Origin of the sequence: Mesorhizobium sp. M0848, from assembly GCF_040319805.1 — a bacterium.
Taxonomy (GTDB): Bacteria; Pseudomonadota; Alphaproteobacteria; order Rhizobiales; family Rhizobiaceae; genus Mesorhizobium.
Map to the genome: position 1 here is coordinate 109,246 of NZ_JAMYOM010000024.1, position 14,347 is coordinate 123,592.

A 14,347-nucleotide genomic window follows, 5' to 3' on the forward strand; every position below is an offset into this window, starting at 1 on the left:
TTAGGACGAATGGCAACTAAAGCAAGCCGGCTGCCGTCATCAGGTCGGTGACCTTCTTGGAGTTCAGCGTCGTGGCGTCGACCTTCGGCGCCTGCAGATCGGCGAGCGGCACCAGCTTCGGGTTGGACTCGGCACCCTTGCCGACCGCGTATTCGAAGGAATCGCCGGTTTTCAGCACGTCCTGGCCGCCCTTGCCGGTCAGCCATTTCAGGAAGGCCTGGGCTTCCTTGGGATGCTTGCTCGAAGCCAGCACGCCGCCGCCGGAGATCGAGACGAAGGCGCCCGGATCCTGGTTCTTGAAATAGTGCAGCTCGACATTCCCGCTGTTTTCGCCAGTCTTGGCCTGATCGCCGAAGTAGTAATAGTGATAGATGATGCCGCCTTCGATCTCGCCGGCATTGACCGCCTTCATCACCGTGCTGTTGCCCTTGTAGGCGGTGAAGTTGGTTTTCATCGCCTTCAGCCAGTCGGCGGTAGCGGCTTCGCCCTTGAGCTGGAGCAGCGCGCTGACGATCGCCTGGAAATCGGCGCCCGACGGGGAGGCGGCCCAACGGCCCTTCCAGCTCGGATCGGCGAGGTCAAGCATCGACTTGGGCAACTGGTCGGCGGTCAGCTTGGTCTTGTTGTAGGCAAAGACCGTGCTGCGGGCGGCAACGCCGACCCATTTGCCGCTGGCCGGCTGATAGTCCTGGGGAACCTGTGCCAACGTGTCGGCGTCGACCGGAGCGAACAGGCCGGCCGCCTCGACCAGCACCATGGCCGGCGAGTTTTCCGTCAGGAACACGTCGGCCGGCGAAGCAGTACCCTCAGCGACGATCTGGTTGGAGAAGTCGCTGTCGCCGCCATTGCGCACGGTGACCTTGATCCCGGTTTCCTTGGTGAAGCCTTCGGCCCACGCCTTGGTCAGGCTTTCGTGCTGGGCGTTGTAGACAATGATGCCGGCATCCTCGGCCATCGACGGGCTGGCGATCAGCATGATTGCCAGCGCGGTGGCGCCGGCGAGGGTGGAAAGAGCGTATTTCATGTCATTGTCCTAAAGTTCGGTTGGCACCGGCTCACCTACCGATACCTGACTCCCTTAGTCAAGATTGGTGATCTGCTTCAATCGGCCGCTGAAGCACAAACGCTTGATATCGGGCTCACAATTCCAAGTGATGAAGTGACGCGACTGGCGTGCCGAATTCAACCCGATGGTTGATCGGCCGACCGGATGAATGGGGCGGCTTGCAGACCGTGGAAAAGCACCGAATGCCGCCTGACGACCCTGGGAAGGTCCAAGCACCAGCCTTTGGCCTGCGTGAACAAGGCCTCCAGCAGTACAGCCATTTCTAACCGGGCGACGTGTTGACCCAGACAGGCATGCAGTCCGGTGCCAAAGGCAAGGGCCGACGAAATGCCGGAACCCAAATCCAACCGGTCGCCCGCCGGAAAAACAGAAATGTCTCGATTGGCGCTCGCCAGCACGGGTACAACGGCCTGCCCGGCTTTTATGGTTGCGCCACCAAACTGCAAATCTTCCGCGGCGATACGCGCTCCGGCATAGTGAACCGGAGCGCAAAAACGGAGCAGCTCTTCGGCTGCTGAAAACCAACTGACTTTCCCATCTTCAAGCAGCGAAAGCTGTTCTGGGAAGCGTGCAAGCGCGACCAGCGCATTGCCGAAGGTATCGACGACTGTCGCCTGCCCGGCAAAGAGCAGGAATACGATGTTTGCAATGACATCGTCTCTCAGCCAGCGGCCAGCCTCGACTTCGGCAAGCATCTGAGCTGAAATACCGTTTGGGCGCACAGTACCGTGTTCTATCACGCTGGATACCCATGCCTCCAACCGGCGGCAGGCATCGTTTGCGTCTTCGTCTACGCCGCCGGCCCTTATTTCCAGGGCGTTGGCCATAAGCTGTGCGTCGGCGCCAATCCGCCAGGGATCGTCCATGTCGATACCAAGGATCTGTTCCAGGCCTGAAAACGATAGCGGCAGGCCTATATCACGAACCGCGTCGAACTCCGGTTTTTGTACAGCTGCCTGCGTAAGTTCCGACGCTTTGGCCGCAAGCCGGTCGAACAGCCCGTTGCTGGAGGAAAAGCTTAGCGAACCAGCCAATGGGCGGCGCAGGCGCATGTGCCGCGGCGGGTCGGACAGCAGCATGGAACGGGTCAACAGGTCCAGGGCCGGATTGGCGCTGATCTTTTGCCTGACCTCCTGATAGGCGCCCGGCGGTGCCTGCAGCAACAGCGGGTGTTTCAAGGCCTGGGAAACAAGCGCATGGCTGAACACGTAGAAGGCTTCACCGACCTCGGGATAAGGAGGTTTGCCCCAACTGGCGCCTCCTGAACTCCGACGACGGGCGAATTCGGGAAACGCATCGCTGCCATGGGCAATGGGGTCAAATAGATCAGCTTGATCTGTCATCGGGCAAGATCGACAGCAAAGATAACGCGAAATCCGCCGGAACTCATGTCTTCAGGTAGAAAATCGGACGCGAGATGTAGAAATTCGCACCGGAGAACACGGTTATAGAACCGCAGTAGCGGATCCCTCGTTATGGATTCCACCGAAGGCATGACACCGGTCCGGTGCCAATCGTCGATGGTCCGACGAAATTCCGGATCCGGCCGAACCTTGTCGGGCAACTCGTCCTGTGCTCCCGCGTAGGACGGGCAACGTCCGTCGCCGACCAACCAACGCGCACCGACCTGCCGGCCATGGTCAGACATTTGCGACAACAGGCGGCGTGCCATGTCGGTGCCGCGGAATTCGGGTCGCACACCAAGATTGTAAACGTAGAGTGACCGTGCAGGTTGGCTCCTGACAAGCGAAGAGTAGGCGGAGAAGGTCTTGGGGAACCTTCCCGTATCGTGCGGATCTTGGCTGGTTTCCACGAAGCAGATCGCGCCGGCAACAAGGTTCTCAACCATGGCCAGGATCATTGTATGCCCGAGCGAAAGCCGGTGGTGAATTGTTTTTTCGCTGGCACCGAGTCGTCCCCAGGCTGCGGCCTCCATCGCGGCCATGCCCGGAACGTCGTCTGCCACAAGTTGTTGAAATACGATCATCTTCATCGTCGAAAGGCCGCTCGTAATTGCGATATCGAATCGATAATTTTCTGATACCAGCTGTTGATGGGTGCATGAGTAGGGGCGGGTTGTCTCATGATCTTCTATGTTTGCCATCGCTTGCATGCCTATACCCTGGCAAGCCTGCTACTCTATTTTCGAACAGATTTGCAGGATTCTGTGCGCTTTGTCCCCTATGACGAACGGGCGCATCTGCTTGAGATTTCCAGAGGCACCGTTCTTTGGACGGATTTGGACCGACTGAGCGAAGCAGAGATTGAAGCATGCTCCAATCTCAGCCAGCGGATGAAGTCGCAGCAGCCTGATCTGTTTCAACTCAACCATCCGCGAAAAAGCCTTCAGCGTTTCGATCTATTGCGTATGCTGTTCGCGGACGGCATCAATGATTTTAATGTATACAGGCCCGAAATTCTGCCGGCGGGAATGCGTTTTCCTGTCTTTCTGCGTGACGAGACGGGCGCCGCTTATAAAGTGCCGCCGCTGTTGCAATCGCCGGCGGAACTCGGCGAGGCGCTCTCGAACCTGGATACGATGAATTTTGTTCGCCCCATGGTGGTGGAGTTTGGAGCAAAGGCAGGTGCCGATGGCAGCTACCGAAAATACTCGGCATATCGGATCGGCGAGCGCAGTTATGCGCAACACTGCTTCGCCAGCAAGGAGTGGTTCATAAAGGTACAGGGAGGCGGTATGTCGGGGCAACATCGGGTCGAGCATACCGCCTTTGTGCGCGACAATCCGCATGCGGTAGAGCTGATGCCGATTTTCGAGAAGGCGGGGATCTCATATGGCAGGATCGACTACACCATTGTCGATGGTCGCATCCAGGTTTTCGAGATCAACACCAATCCCACTGTATTGAACGACCCGCCCACACCCTTCGACAGATATGATTCGTTGCCTTACGCCAACATGCATGCAGATGCCTTGGCACAGCTGCCATATGCTAACGATCCCCTATCCACTCCGGATATCGATGAGGCACATCTCCAGATCTTGGGCCGCCTGAGAAACAAGTACCGTCGCAGACGGATGAAGCTGACCGTTCGAAAGGGCTTCAGGTCTTTCCGGGATGCCATGTTCGGCGCCAAGCCTTGAGTTCTCGAACAAGAGCGCGGGGCAATATCGCACTGGCGATCGGCGCGCGGTGTGCGGCAAACTTTCGTGATTTGCCGGCAGTTTGGCTTGGACATTATTTCGCCGGCCACGTAACAAATCAGCGCCGAGACGCGAAATTCGGGGGAGTGAACTCTTGTGAGCGGCAAGGACGAGGCCGAACTTTCCCGGCTGATGCGGGCCGCGATCGCAGGAGATGAAAGGGCTTACGCCGACTTTCTGCATCGGATTGCCGCGCTGGTTCGCGGTTTTGCCAGGCGCAAGATCGTGCAGGGCGGGGTCGATCCCGAGGATGTCGTGCAGGAAACCTTGCTGGCCATTCATGTAAAACGACATACTTGGCGCCAGGATGCGCCGGTGTTGCCGTGGATCTACGCGATCGCCCGCTTCAAGCTGATCGATGCGTTCCGGCGGCGCGGACGGCGCATCGAGATCGATGTCGACGATATCGCCGAGACGTTCGCCGAGCCGGAAACCGAGACCGTCAGCGAGCGAGACATCAACCGGGCATTGGACAGCCTGTCGCCGGCACAGCGCTCCGTGGTCTCGGCCGTGTCGGTGGAAGGGCGGTCCATCGGTGAGACGGCGGCGAAGTTCGGCATCAGCGAGACGGCGGTGCGTGTGTCGCTGCATCGCGGACTTGCCGCGATAGCCAAGCGATTCGGGCAGGGGCGGTTCGGGCGGGAATGACATGAGGACGGACGATCTCATCAGGGCGCTGGACGCCGATGCAAGCAGCAAGGCGATGCCGCTGCAATCGGCCTGGTGGCTGGCCGCCGGTGCGGGGGCGGTGATCGCGGCCATCGTTTTCCTGCTGACCATCGGCCCGCGCCCAGACTTCATGGCGGCCGCGCACACGATGCGCTTCCTCTCCAAATTCGTCTTCACCATCGTGCTTGCCGTCAGCGCCTTCGCCCTGATCCGCGCCTTGTCGACACCGGGTGCCTCGACGGGCCGGGCAATGGCCTGGATGGCCGCGGCGCCCGTGCTGGTAGCCGTGGCGGTGCTTCTGGAGCTTTTCATGATGCCGGAGGCGCTGTGGGGTACACGGATGGTCGGCAACAACATGATGCTCTGCATGGGCTTCATCCCGCTGATCGGTATTGGCCCGCTTGCCATCTTCCTGTGGATGCTGCGCTATGGCGCGCCGACACGGCCGGTGCTTGCCGGTGCGGTGGCGGGCCTGCTCGCCGGCGGGCTGGCGGCAACCTTCTATGCCGCGCACTGCTTCGACGACTCGCCGCTTTTCGTCGCCCCCTGGTACACGATAGCCATTGCAGCGCTCGCATTGCTCGGTGCGCTCGGCGGACGGTTTTTCATACGCTGGTAGCGTTTCGTAACGATCGCGGACCCGTGCACCGATCCTTAATCATGCCGGCAATTGTTTGCCGGTTAGCGACCACGCCGGCATGCCGGACGCAACCTTTCCTTAAAATCGATCCGCCAAGGTTGATGCGAGAACATGCGTTTGCGCACGGGGGTGGCACGTATCGTGATGTGGCGAGGATTGACCAGCCGAGAATCTCTTGGGCATGCAGGGTTGGCGTTGCTCGTCGCCGGCCTGGGCGTGCTGGCGACCTCGATCCTGCTTTCGCGCCTGGACCTCGGCACCGAAGCGCTGAAGCTCTGCCTGCAGATCGCGGTGGCGCTGGCGGTGGGCGCGCTGTTCCTCGCCGCCCTGTCCATACGCAGGATCAGCAGGCATCGCCAGCAGATCGCCGAGAGCGAGCTGCGCTTCCGCCGCGCCATGGAGGATTCGGCGATCGGCATCGTGGTTGTCGGTCTCGACGGTCGCATCCACCAGACCAATCCGGCCTTCGCCGCCATGCTTGGCTACACAAGCGAAGAGATCGAGGCGCTGACTTTCTTCCAGATCACGCATCCCGACGATCTGCAGATCGGGCGGGAGACGATGGACGATCTGAAGGCGGGCACGGTCAATTCCTTCCACTTCGAGAAGCGCTATCTCAGGAAGGACGGAACGCCCGTTTGGGCCCATCTCTCCGGTTCGGTCATTCGCGATGAGACCGGCGGCCGCCCGCTCTATCTCGTCTCGCAAATCGAGAACATCGACGCTCGCAAGCAGGCCGAGGCGCGCATTGCCGAGGCGGAAACGCGTTGGAATTTCGCCCTGGCCGGCGCCGGCCAAGGGGTCTGGGACCTCGACATGCGCAAGGGCGGCACGACCTATTCCTCGACCTGGGTCAAGATGCTGGGCTATGCGGATGGTGAGCTCGATGGCGACACCGACCGCTGGCTGACGATGATCCATCCCGACGATCGCGAGACTGTCGCCGAAGCGGATCGCGCTCATCTCGAGGGCAAGACACCGTTCTTTGAGGCCGAGTTCAGGATGCGCCACAAGGATGGCCACTGGATGTGGATACTCGACCGCGGCAAGGCTATCGAACGCGACGAGGATGGACGGCTGATCAGGGCCATTGGCAGCCTGACCGACATCACCCGTCGCAAGGAGGCCGAAGAGCGCCTCACTGTGTCGGCGGCAATGCTTGCCGATGAAAAGGAGCGGCTGAGGGTGACGCTGCAATCGATCGGCGATGCCGTCATCTGCACCGATGCCGCAAACCGCGTCACCTTCATGAACCCGGTCGCCGAAAAGCTGACCGGGATTGCCGGCGGCGAGGCTCTCGGCAAGATGCTTGGCCATGTCTACTGGGCGGTCGACGAGGAGACGGGGCACAGGATCGGCGTCACCCGGCCCGCGATTGGCGTTCATGCGCCCGCCGACCAGAACAGCCGCGCCGTCCTGATCCGGCGCGACGACACGCGCTGCAGCATCCGCCAGGTCGTGTCGCCGATCATCAACGAACGGAACGAATTCTGCGGGCTGGTCATCGTCTTCCAGGACTTTACCGATGCGCGCGCGCTGCAGCGCCAACTGGCGCACGCCGCGGCACACGACGCGCTGACCGGCCTTGCCAATCGCTCGAGCTTCATCCGCGCCATGGAGGGCCTGGTCGGTCAGGCCCGCAAGGACGGCACCGCCGACACGAGGAAGTCGACCGGCGACACGACAGAGTCGGTCGGAGCCAGCGGACATCAGTTCATGTTCATCGATCTCGACCACTTCAAACTGGTCAACGACACGGGCGGCCACGCGGCGGGAGACGCGCTGCTGAAGCGGGTTGCCGTGGCGATTCGTGGCGTGCTTGGTCCAGACGATATCGTCGCTCGCCTCGGCGGCGACGAATTCGCGGTCATTCTGAAATCGGGTTCAGCAGCCGGTGCCAAGATCGCGGCGCGCTCCATCATCGATGCGATCGGCGGCCTGGACTTCACCTGGGACGGCCGTCCTCACGTGATCGGCGCCAGCATCGGACTGGCTGCGATCAATGCCAATTGCGGCGAGGTCGACGAGATCATCGCGAGAGCCGATGCGGCCTGCTATGCGGCCAAGGCGGCCGGCCGTGGCTGTGTCTCCGTGGCGCCCGACGCACGGATCGTGGATGGCCGGACAGAGCCGCTGGCCGCGGCCTCCTGATCGAGCCTGTCACCGCCGGAAGGCTTGTCCCTGATTTGCGTCGACGATGCGCTCAGCGCGTCGGAACGGGATGCTCGCCGCGATAATCGTAAAAACCGCGCCCGGTTTTGCGGCCGAGCCAGCCGGCCTCGACATATTTCACCAGCAGCGGGCAAGGACGGTACTTCGAGTCCGACAGGCCGTCATGCAGCACCTGCATGATCGACAAGCAGGTATCGAGCCCGATGAAATCGGCCAACTGCAGCGGCCCCATCGGATGGTTGGCGCCGAGCCGCATGGCGGTGTCGATGGCGTCGACCGAGCCGACACCCTCATAGAGGGTGTAGATCGCCTCGTTGATCATCGGCAGCAGGATGCGGTTGACGATGAAGGCCGGAAAATCCTCCGAGACCGTAATCGTCTTGTCGAGCTGCTTCACGTAGGTCTTGGCCGCCTCGAAGGTCTGGTCCTCGGTGGCGATGCCGCGCACCAGCTCGACCAGCTTCATCAGCGGCACCGGATTCATGAAATGTATGCCGATGAACCGCTCCGGCCGGTCGGTCTGCGCGGCAAGCCGCGTGATCGAGATCGACGAGGTGTTGGTCGCCAGGATGGCTTCGGGATTGAGCTGCGGACAGAGCTGGGCGTAGATCTTGCGCTTGACCGTCTCGTCCTCGGTCGCCGCTTCGATCACCAGATCCGCGCCGGCAAGATCGGCCATCGCGGGCGCGGCCGAAATGCGGCCCATCGCGTCGTTGCGCACCTTCTCGTCGAGCTTGCCGGACCCCACCTGGCGGGCCATGTTGCCGCTGATTGTGGCGATGCCTTTCTCGATGCGGTCGGGCGAAATGTCGTAGATCAGCACCTTGTAACCCGAAAGCGCGGAGACATGGGCGATGCCGCCGCCCATCTGGCCCGCGCCGATGATGCCGATCGTCTCGATCTTGCTCATTACACCGATCCCGTCCTGAGCCCTTCCGCTTGAACTGCGAAAGCGCTCCACCTTTTTATTTTACCGCAATTCCCTAGGGAAAGCGCTACGCGCTTTTCCAGGGAAAACCGCTGCGCACTTTGCTGGAATTGCTTTTAGCCTTTGCGGCCTCTTTTTGTGCGGTGCAAACTAAAAGGGCAGGGCGACTTCGTCTACCCCACCCTCACCATTTAATACGCTTTGGCAGAAAGCGTCAAAGCGCCTTCTGCAGTTCCGGCAGAATGACGAAGAGATCGCCGACGAGACCGTAGTCGGCAACCTGGAAAATCGGTGCCTCCTCGTCCTTGTTGATGGCGACGATGACCTTCGAATCCTTCATGCCGGCAAGGTGCTGGATGGCGCCGGAGATGCCGACCGCGATGTAAAGATCGGGGGCAACCACCTTGCCGGTCTGGCCGACCTGCCAGTCGTTCGGCGCATAGCCGGCATCGACCGCGGCGCGGGAAGCCCCCACGGCTGCACCGAGCTTGTCGGCGACCGGCAGGATGACCTCCTGGAACTTCTCCGCCGAACCCAGCGCACGACCACCCGAGATGATGATCTTGGCCGAGGTCAGCTCCGGACGGTCGGTCTCGGAAAGCTTGTTCTCGACGAAGGTGGACAGGCCGGGATTGGCCGCGGCCTTGACGGTCTCGACCGCCGCCGAGCCGCCTTCGGGGGCTGCCTGGAAGGAGGCGGTGCGGACCGTGATCACCTTCTTGGCGTCGCTCGACTGCACCGTCTGGATGGCGTTGCCGGCATAGATCGGCCGCTTGAAGGTGTCGGGAGATACGACTTCGATGATCTCGGAAACCTGCGCGACATCGAGGAGCGCAGCCACGCGCGGCGCGACATTCTTGCCCGACGAGGTCGCCGGCGCGATGATGGTGTCGTAGGCGCCCGCCAGCGACACAATGAGCGCTGCCGTCGGTTCGGCCAGGCGCTCGGCAAGCTCGTCGGCTTCGGCCAGCAGCACCTTGCTCACGCCCTTCAGCTTGGCGGCGGCGTCGGCTGCCGGCTTGGCGCCCTTGCCGGCAACCAGCACATGCACGTCCGAGCCGATCTGCAGCGCCGCCGACAGCGCCTTGGCGGTCTGGTCGGAAAGCGTTGCGTTGTCGTGTTCTGCGATGAGGAGAATAGCCATTTTTCTTGTTCCTTTCCCGATCGCTTACAGCACGCCGGCTTCGTTCTTGAGCTTGTCGACCAGCTCAGCGACGCTCTTGACCTTGACGCCTGCCTTGCGGCCACTCGGCTCCTCGGTCTTGATGACCTTCAACCGCGGCTTGACGTCGGCGCCGTAGTCGGCCGGGGTCTTTTCGTCGAGCTGCTTCTTCTTGGCCTTCATGATGTTGGGCAAGGAGGCATAGCGCGGCTGGTTGAGGCGAAGGTCGGCGGTGACAATCACCGGCATCTTCAGTTCCACGGTCTGCAGGCCGCCATCGACTTCGCGCGTCACCTTGGCCTTGTCGCCGTCGAGCACGATCTTGGAAGCGAAGGTGCCCTGCGCCCAGCCAAGCAGTGCCGCCAGCATCTGGCCGGTCTGGTTCGAGTCGTCGTCGATCGCCTGCTTGCCGAGAATGACGAGGCCGGGCTGCTCGGCGTCGACGACGCCCTTCAGCACCTTGGCGACGCCGAGCGGCTCGGTTTGTTCATCGGTCTTGACCAGGATGGCGCGGTCGGCGCCCATGGCGAGTGCGGTACGCAGGGTTTCCTGCGCCTGCTGCGGGCCGATCGAGACGACGATGATTTCTTCCGCCTTGCCGGCTTCCTTCAGCCGGATTGCTTCTTCCACCGCGATTTCGTCGAACGGGTTCATCGCCATCTTGACGTTGGCGAGCTCCACCGCCGAACCGTCAGCCTTCACGCGAACTTTGACGTTCGCATCCACAACCCGCTTCACGGGCACAAGGATCTTCATTTGCCTGTCACCTCTTCACGCTAGTTGGGCGCGCTATAACAGCCTGCGCCCGCTCTGAGTTGTCGAAAGCCGACATTTCGGATGGAAATTCTGGTCTTTGCCCGCCTTAGGTTGCGGCGGTGACGTTTCCGTAGTTGCGGCAACCCTGCACGTCAATACGCTGCAAGCTGCTCAAATCGGTTCAGTCCGAACTGGAAGCGTTTCCTCGCCCCCAGCGCGGCGTCGCGGCGGGCGGGTCGGGGATCAGCGGTTCCGTGGCAACCGGCGGTTGGTCGGGAGCGGGGGGCGCGACGTCCTCGTCGGCGCCGGCAAACAGCGGCACGCCGCGGCTGCGCAGGACGAGCACAAGAACGGCTCCGGCAATGATGCCGCCGATATGGCAGGCCCAGGAGATCTGGTCCTCGCCGCCGGCGGCAAACATCACCACCTGGAACAGCACCCACAGGATGAGCGGGATGAAGGCCGGAATCCGCAGCGGGATGCGGGCAAAGGCCAGCACCCAGACCTTCACCCTGGGATAAAGGATCAGATAGGCGACGACCACCCCGGCAATGGCGCCGGATGCACCGATCAGCGGCACTTGCGAATCCCAGGCGACGAGGCCCTGGAAGGCGGCGCCGGCAATGGCGCACAACAGATAGAAGATGAGGTAGCGGATGTGGCCGAGCGCATCCTCGACATTGTCGCCGAACACCCACAGGAACAGCATGTTGCCGCCGAGGTGGAAGATGTCTGCATGGAGGAACGAATAGGTGAGGTAGCTCAGGCTTTCGGGGATGACGACAAAACGGGGATCGAGCTCGGCGGTGTCATGGACGACCGACGGGATGAAGCCGAGACCAAGGACGGCGGCATTGGAGAAACTCTCGCCGCCGAGCGCGGTGGCGAGGTAGACCAGGGCGTTGACCACGATCAGCCCGATGGTCACATATTGCAGGCGGATGTGGCGCAGCCTGTTGGTGTCGTAAAGCGGGATGAACATTGCCCCAGGCCCTCTTCCGCTTTCGACGATCAGCGGTTCTTGCCGGGAACCCATAGCACGTCGGCGTTTCCGTTGTCATTGACCGCCCGGGCGGCGACAAACAGGAAATCCGAGACGCGGTTGATGTATTTCAGACCGTCGCGGTTGACGTGCTCGTTCGGGTCCTGGGCAAGGGCCACGATCAGCCTTTCGGCCCGCCGCGCCACGGTGCGGGCAAGGTGAAGTGCCGCCGCTGCCGGCGTGCCGCCATTGAGCACGAAGGATTTGAGCGGCCGAAGCTCCTTGTTGAGAAGGTCGATGTCCTTTTCGACCCGGTCGGTCTGCACGGCGACGATGCGAAGCGGCTCATAGCCGAGCGGCTTGCCGTCGTCGGGCACGGCGAGATCGGCGCCGAGATCGAACAGATCGTTCTGGATGCGGGAAAGCATGTCATCGATGGCGGGATGGGTCGCGGCCGTGTGGACCCGGGCGATGCCGATGCAGGCATTGGCTTCGTCGACCGTGCCGTAGGCGTCTACCCGCAGGTCGGATTTCAGCCGCCTTTCGCCGGTGCCGAGACCCGTGGTGCCATCATCGCCGGTGCGGGTGTAGATCTTGTTGAGCTTGACCATTTCGCCTCCCCGGCTGCCGATATCCTCACTTGCGGGTGAAATACACCGCAAGCAGGATCAGCACCAGCGCCACGGCCTGCAGCATGACGCGTGCCTGCATCAGCTTGTTAGATGTGACGCCGGAACCGCCGCGCATCATGTTGATGAGGCCACGAACAAGCACGACCGCAACGGCGACCATGACCAGAATGGCGAGAATGTTGAAGACGGTTGCCATTGTTGCGTTCCAGTTGTTTGGCGTTCAGGCGCGTTTGGCCATCAGGCGGTAGAGCATCGATGCCGGCAGGATGCGTTTGAGCACCGCACCGATCCTGGCCGGCACTGTTACCACATAGTGCGGGCGCGGGCGCCGCGACAGAAGTGCATGGCGCAGCGCCGCATGAACGACTTCCGGCCCTGGCTTCAAGGCCGATTGGCTGCCGCCGGCCCGCAACCGCTCGAGTTGCGCCGCATAGTCCACGCGGTGCACGGAATTTTCGTGGTCGATGTTGCTGAGAAACCAAATGAGGCCATTGCTGGCGATCTTCGACTTCACCGGCCCCGGCTCGATCAGCGAAACGTGGACGCCGCTGCCGGCCAGTTCCTGGCGCTGGCAGAGCATCAAGGCCTCCAGTGCGTGCTTCGATGCCGAATAGGCGCCGCGAAAGCGCACCGGCACCAGGCCAAGGATCGACGAGCAGTGGACGATGCGGCCCTGACCCTGGCGGCGCATCACCGGCACCAGCCGGCGGGTCAAATCATGCCAGCCGAAGAAATTCGCCTCGAACTGCTGCTTGAGCGCCGCAACGGGCAGATCCTCGACGGCGCCCGGTTGCGCATAGGCGCCGTTGTTGAACAGGGCGTCGAGCCGGCCGCCGGTGCGGTCGAGCACCGCCGCCACCAGCGAGGCGATGGAGTCCGGCTCGCAATAATCGAGATAGAAGGCCTCGATGCCGTCGGCTTCGAGTGCGGCGATGTCCTGCGGCTTGCGCGCCGTTGCGAACACCCGCCAGCCTTCCGCCTTCAACGCGCGGGCGCAGTACGCGCCTATTCCCGAAGACGCACCGGTGATGATAATCGAGCGCACCTTCTGCGCCCGACTGTTCGTGGTTTCGCCAAGGGTTGCCATTTGCCGCAATCCCTTCCCATATTCCCGGCGTGGAGACAATTGGAGGGCGCGGTTCTTGTTGCGGAAGATCGTAGCCCTCAAGCGGGTTCTCTACGACGCGCTTGGCCATTTCAACACCGATGACGGCTGGGCCATGGCCAGCCATCTGGCGATCACCTCGCTGATGGCGCTGTTCCCGTTCCTGATCTTCGCGACGACGCTGGCGAGCTTCCTGGGCGCGCAGGCGTTCTCCGACACGGCCGTGCATCTGGTCTTCGACACCTGGCCCGAACAGATCGCCAAGCCGATCGCGCGCGAAGTGCTCAATGTGCTGACCGTCAGGCGCACCGACCTTTTGACCTATGGTGTGGTGCTTGCGGCCTATTTTGCGTCGAACGGCATCGAGGCGCTGCGCACGTCGCTCAACCGAGCCTATCGCGTTTCGGAAACGCGCGGCATCATCTACCGCCGGGTGCAGAGCATCATCTTCGTTCTCATCGCCACGGCCGGTTTCCTGGCGATCAGCGTGCTCCTGGTGTTCGCGCCGCTGCTGGCGCGGCTCGCCGAAGCCCATATCGACTGGATCAAGCCCTATATGGGCACCATCACGCTGTGGCGTTACGTCATCGCTTCGGCGGTCATCGTCGGCGGATTGTTTGCCGTGCATTTCTGGCTGCCGGCGGGCAAGCGCCGCTTCGTCTCGCTGGTGCCGGGCATCGTCTTCACGCTGGCGGCATGGCTTATCGGTTCGACCATCTTCGCCACCTATCTCGACCACTTCTCGTCCTACGTGACGACCTATGCCGGCCTGGCCTCGATCATGATCGCCGTGGTCTTCCTCTACATGGTGTCGGCGATCTTCATCCTCGGCGGCGAGCTCAATGCCGCGATCAGTCGCTATCTGGAGGCGCGTGCGCGGGTGGGATGACAGGTCGAATTGGGGAACTGGAATGGGAGAATTGAGGAATGGGAGAATTGAAGAATTGAAGAATTGACGTAGCACCCAGCGCCAGATGGCCCCCATCTGCCTCAATGCCTCAATGCCTCAATGCCTCAATGCCTCAATGCCTCAATGCCTCAATGCCTCAATGCCTCAATGCCTCAATGCCTC

General features: G+C 61.9%; 15 protein-coding genes. 5 read left to right on the forward strand and 10 right to left on the reverse strand.

The window, feature by feature from the left end:
- Positions 1 to 16: 16 nt before the first annotated feature.
- From NKH95_RS25290 to NKH95_RS25300, 3 genes are all read right to left on the reverse strand, one after another.
- Positions 17 to 1,024, reverse strand: coding sequence for an iron ABC transporter substrate-binding protein (locus tag NKH95_RS25290; protein ID WP_352893602.1), 1,008 nt, complete (start codon positions 1,022 to 1,024; stop codon positions 17 to 19).
- A 158-nt stretch (positions 1,025 to 1,182) separates the two neighbouring features.
- A complete protein-coding gene (locus NKH95_RS25295; RefSeq protein WP_352893603.1) occupies positions 1,183 to 2,409 on the reverse strand; it encodes a cytochrome P450 in 1,227 nt (408 codons plus the stop codon).
- Complete coding sequence (locus tag NKH95_RS25300) at positions 2,406 to 3,179, reverse strand: hypothetical protein (protein ID WP_352893604.1); 774 nt, start codon at positions 3,177 to 3,179, stop codon at positions 2,406 to 2,408. The genes NKH95_RS25295 and NKH95_RS25300 overlap by 4 nt, the downstream gene beginning before the upstream one ends.
- On the opposite strand from NKH95_RS25300, the gene NKH95_RS25305 reads away from it, so the two are divergent.
- The 4 genes from NKH95_RS25305 (at position 3,150) to NKH95_RS25320 (ending at position 7,689) form a co-directional block, all read left to right on the forward strand.
- Positions 3,150 to 4,169 carry a hypothetical protein gene (locus NKH95_RS25305; RefSeq protein WP_352893605.1) on the forward strand — a complete coding sequence of 340 codons (1,020 nt, stop codon included), beginning with the start codon at positions 3,150 to 3,152 and terminating at the stop codon, positions 4,167 to 4,169. The genes NKH95_RS25300 and NKH95_RS25305 overlap by 30 nt on opposite strands.
- A 156-nt stretch (positions 4,170 to 4,325) precedes the next feature.
- The gene (locus NKH95_RS25310) at positions 4,326 to 4,877 is read left to right on the forward strand and encodes a sigma-70 family RNA polymerase sigma factor (protein WP_127379999.1); all 552 of its coding nucleotides are present in this window, start codon (positions 4,326 to 4,328) and stop codon (positions 4,875 to 4,877) included.
- A 1-nt stretch (position 4,878) separates the two neighbouring features.
- Positions 4,879 to 5,517, forward strand: a complete 639-nt coding sequence (locus NKH95_RS25315) for an NrsF family protein (protein WP_352554418.1) — start codon at positions 4,879 to 4,881, stop codon at positions 5,515 to 5,517.
- Between the two features lie 210 nt (positions 5,518 to 5,727).
- Positions 5,728 to 7,689, forward strand: a complete 1,962-nt coding sequence (locus tag NKH95_RS25320; RefSeq protein ID WP_352893606.1) for a PAS domain S-box protein — start codon at positions 5,728 to 5,730, stop codon at positions 7,687 to 7,689.
- 52 nt (positions 7,690 to 7,741) lie between these two features.
- Here NKH95_RS25320 and NKH95_RS25325 read toward each other — a convergent pair whose 3' ends face one another.
- From NKH95_RS25325 to NKH95_RS25355, 7 genes are all read right to left on the reverse strand, one after another.
- The gene (locus NKH95_RS25325; protein WP_013529423.1) at positions 7,742 to 8,620 is read right to left on the reverse strand and encodes a 3-hydroxybutyryl-CoA dehydrogenase; all 879 of its coding nucleotides are present in this window, start codon (positions 8,618 to 8,620) and stop codon (positions 7,742 to 7,744) included.
- Positions 8,621 to 8,852: 232 nt separating this feature from the next.
- Positions 8,853 to 9,782 (reverse strand): electron transfer flavoprotein subunit alpha/FixB family protein, encoded by a 930-nt coding sequence (locus NKH95_RS25330; RefSeq protein ID WP_127271197.1) that lies wholly within the window; start codon positions 9,780 to 9,782, stop codon positions 8,853 to 8,855.
- Between the two features lie 24 nt (positions 9,783 to 9,806).
- A complete protein-coding gene (locus tag NKH95_RS25335; protein WP_027038146.1) occupies positions 9,807 to 10,556 on the reverse strand; it encodes an electron transfer flavoprotein subunit beta/FixA family protein in 750 nt (249 codons plus the stop codon).
- A gap of 181 nt (positions 10,557 to 10,737) precedes the next feature.
- The gene (locus NKH95_RS25340; RefSeq protein ID WP_352893609.1) at positions 10,738 to 11,538 is read right to left on the reverse strand and encodes a rhomboid family intramembrane serine protease; all 801 of its coding nucleotides are present in this window, start codon (positions 11,536 to 11,538) and stop codon (positions 10,738 to 10,740) included.
- 29 nt (positions 11,539 to 11,567) lie between these two features.
- Positions 11,568 to 12,149: a cob(I)yrinic acid a,c-diamide adenosyltransferase gene (locus tag NKH95_RS25345; protein ID WP_352893610.1), complete on the reverse strand. Its 582-nt coding sequence runs from the start codon at positions 12,147 to 12,149 to the stop codon at positions 11,568 to 11,570.
- Positions 12,150 to 12,174: 25 nt separating this feature from the next.
- Complete coding sequence (locus tag NKH95_RS25350; protein ID WP_013529428.1) at positions 12,175 to 12,366, reverse strand: twin transmembrane helix small protein; 192 nt, start codon at positions 12,364 to 12,366, stop codon at positions 12,175 to 12,177.
- A gap of 24 nt (positions 12,367 to 12,390) precedes the next feature.
- Complete coding sequence (locus NKH95_RS25355) at positions 12,391 to 13,257, reverse strand: SDR family oxidoreductase (protein WP_352893612.1); 867 nt, start codon at positions 13,255 to 13,257, stop codon at positions 12,391 to 12,393.
- A 55-nt stretch (positions 13,258 to 13,312) separates the two neighbouring features.
- Between NKH95_RS25355 and NKH95_RS25360 the strand changes: the two genes are divergently transcribed.
- A complete protein-coding gene (locus tag NKH95_RS25360) occupies positions 13,313 to 14,164 on the forward strand; it encodes a YihY/virulence factor BrkB family protein (protein ID WP_013529430.1) in 852 nt (283 codons plus the stop codon).
- Positions 14,165 to 14,347 lie beyond the last annotated feature (183 nt).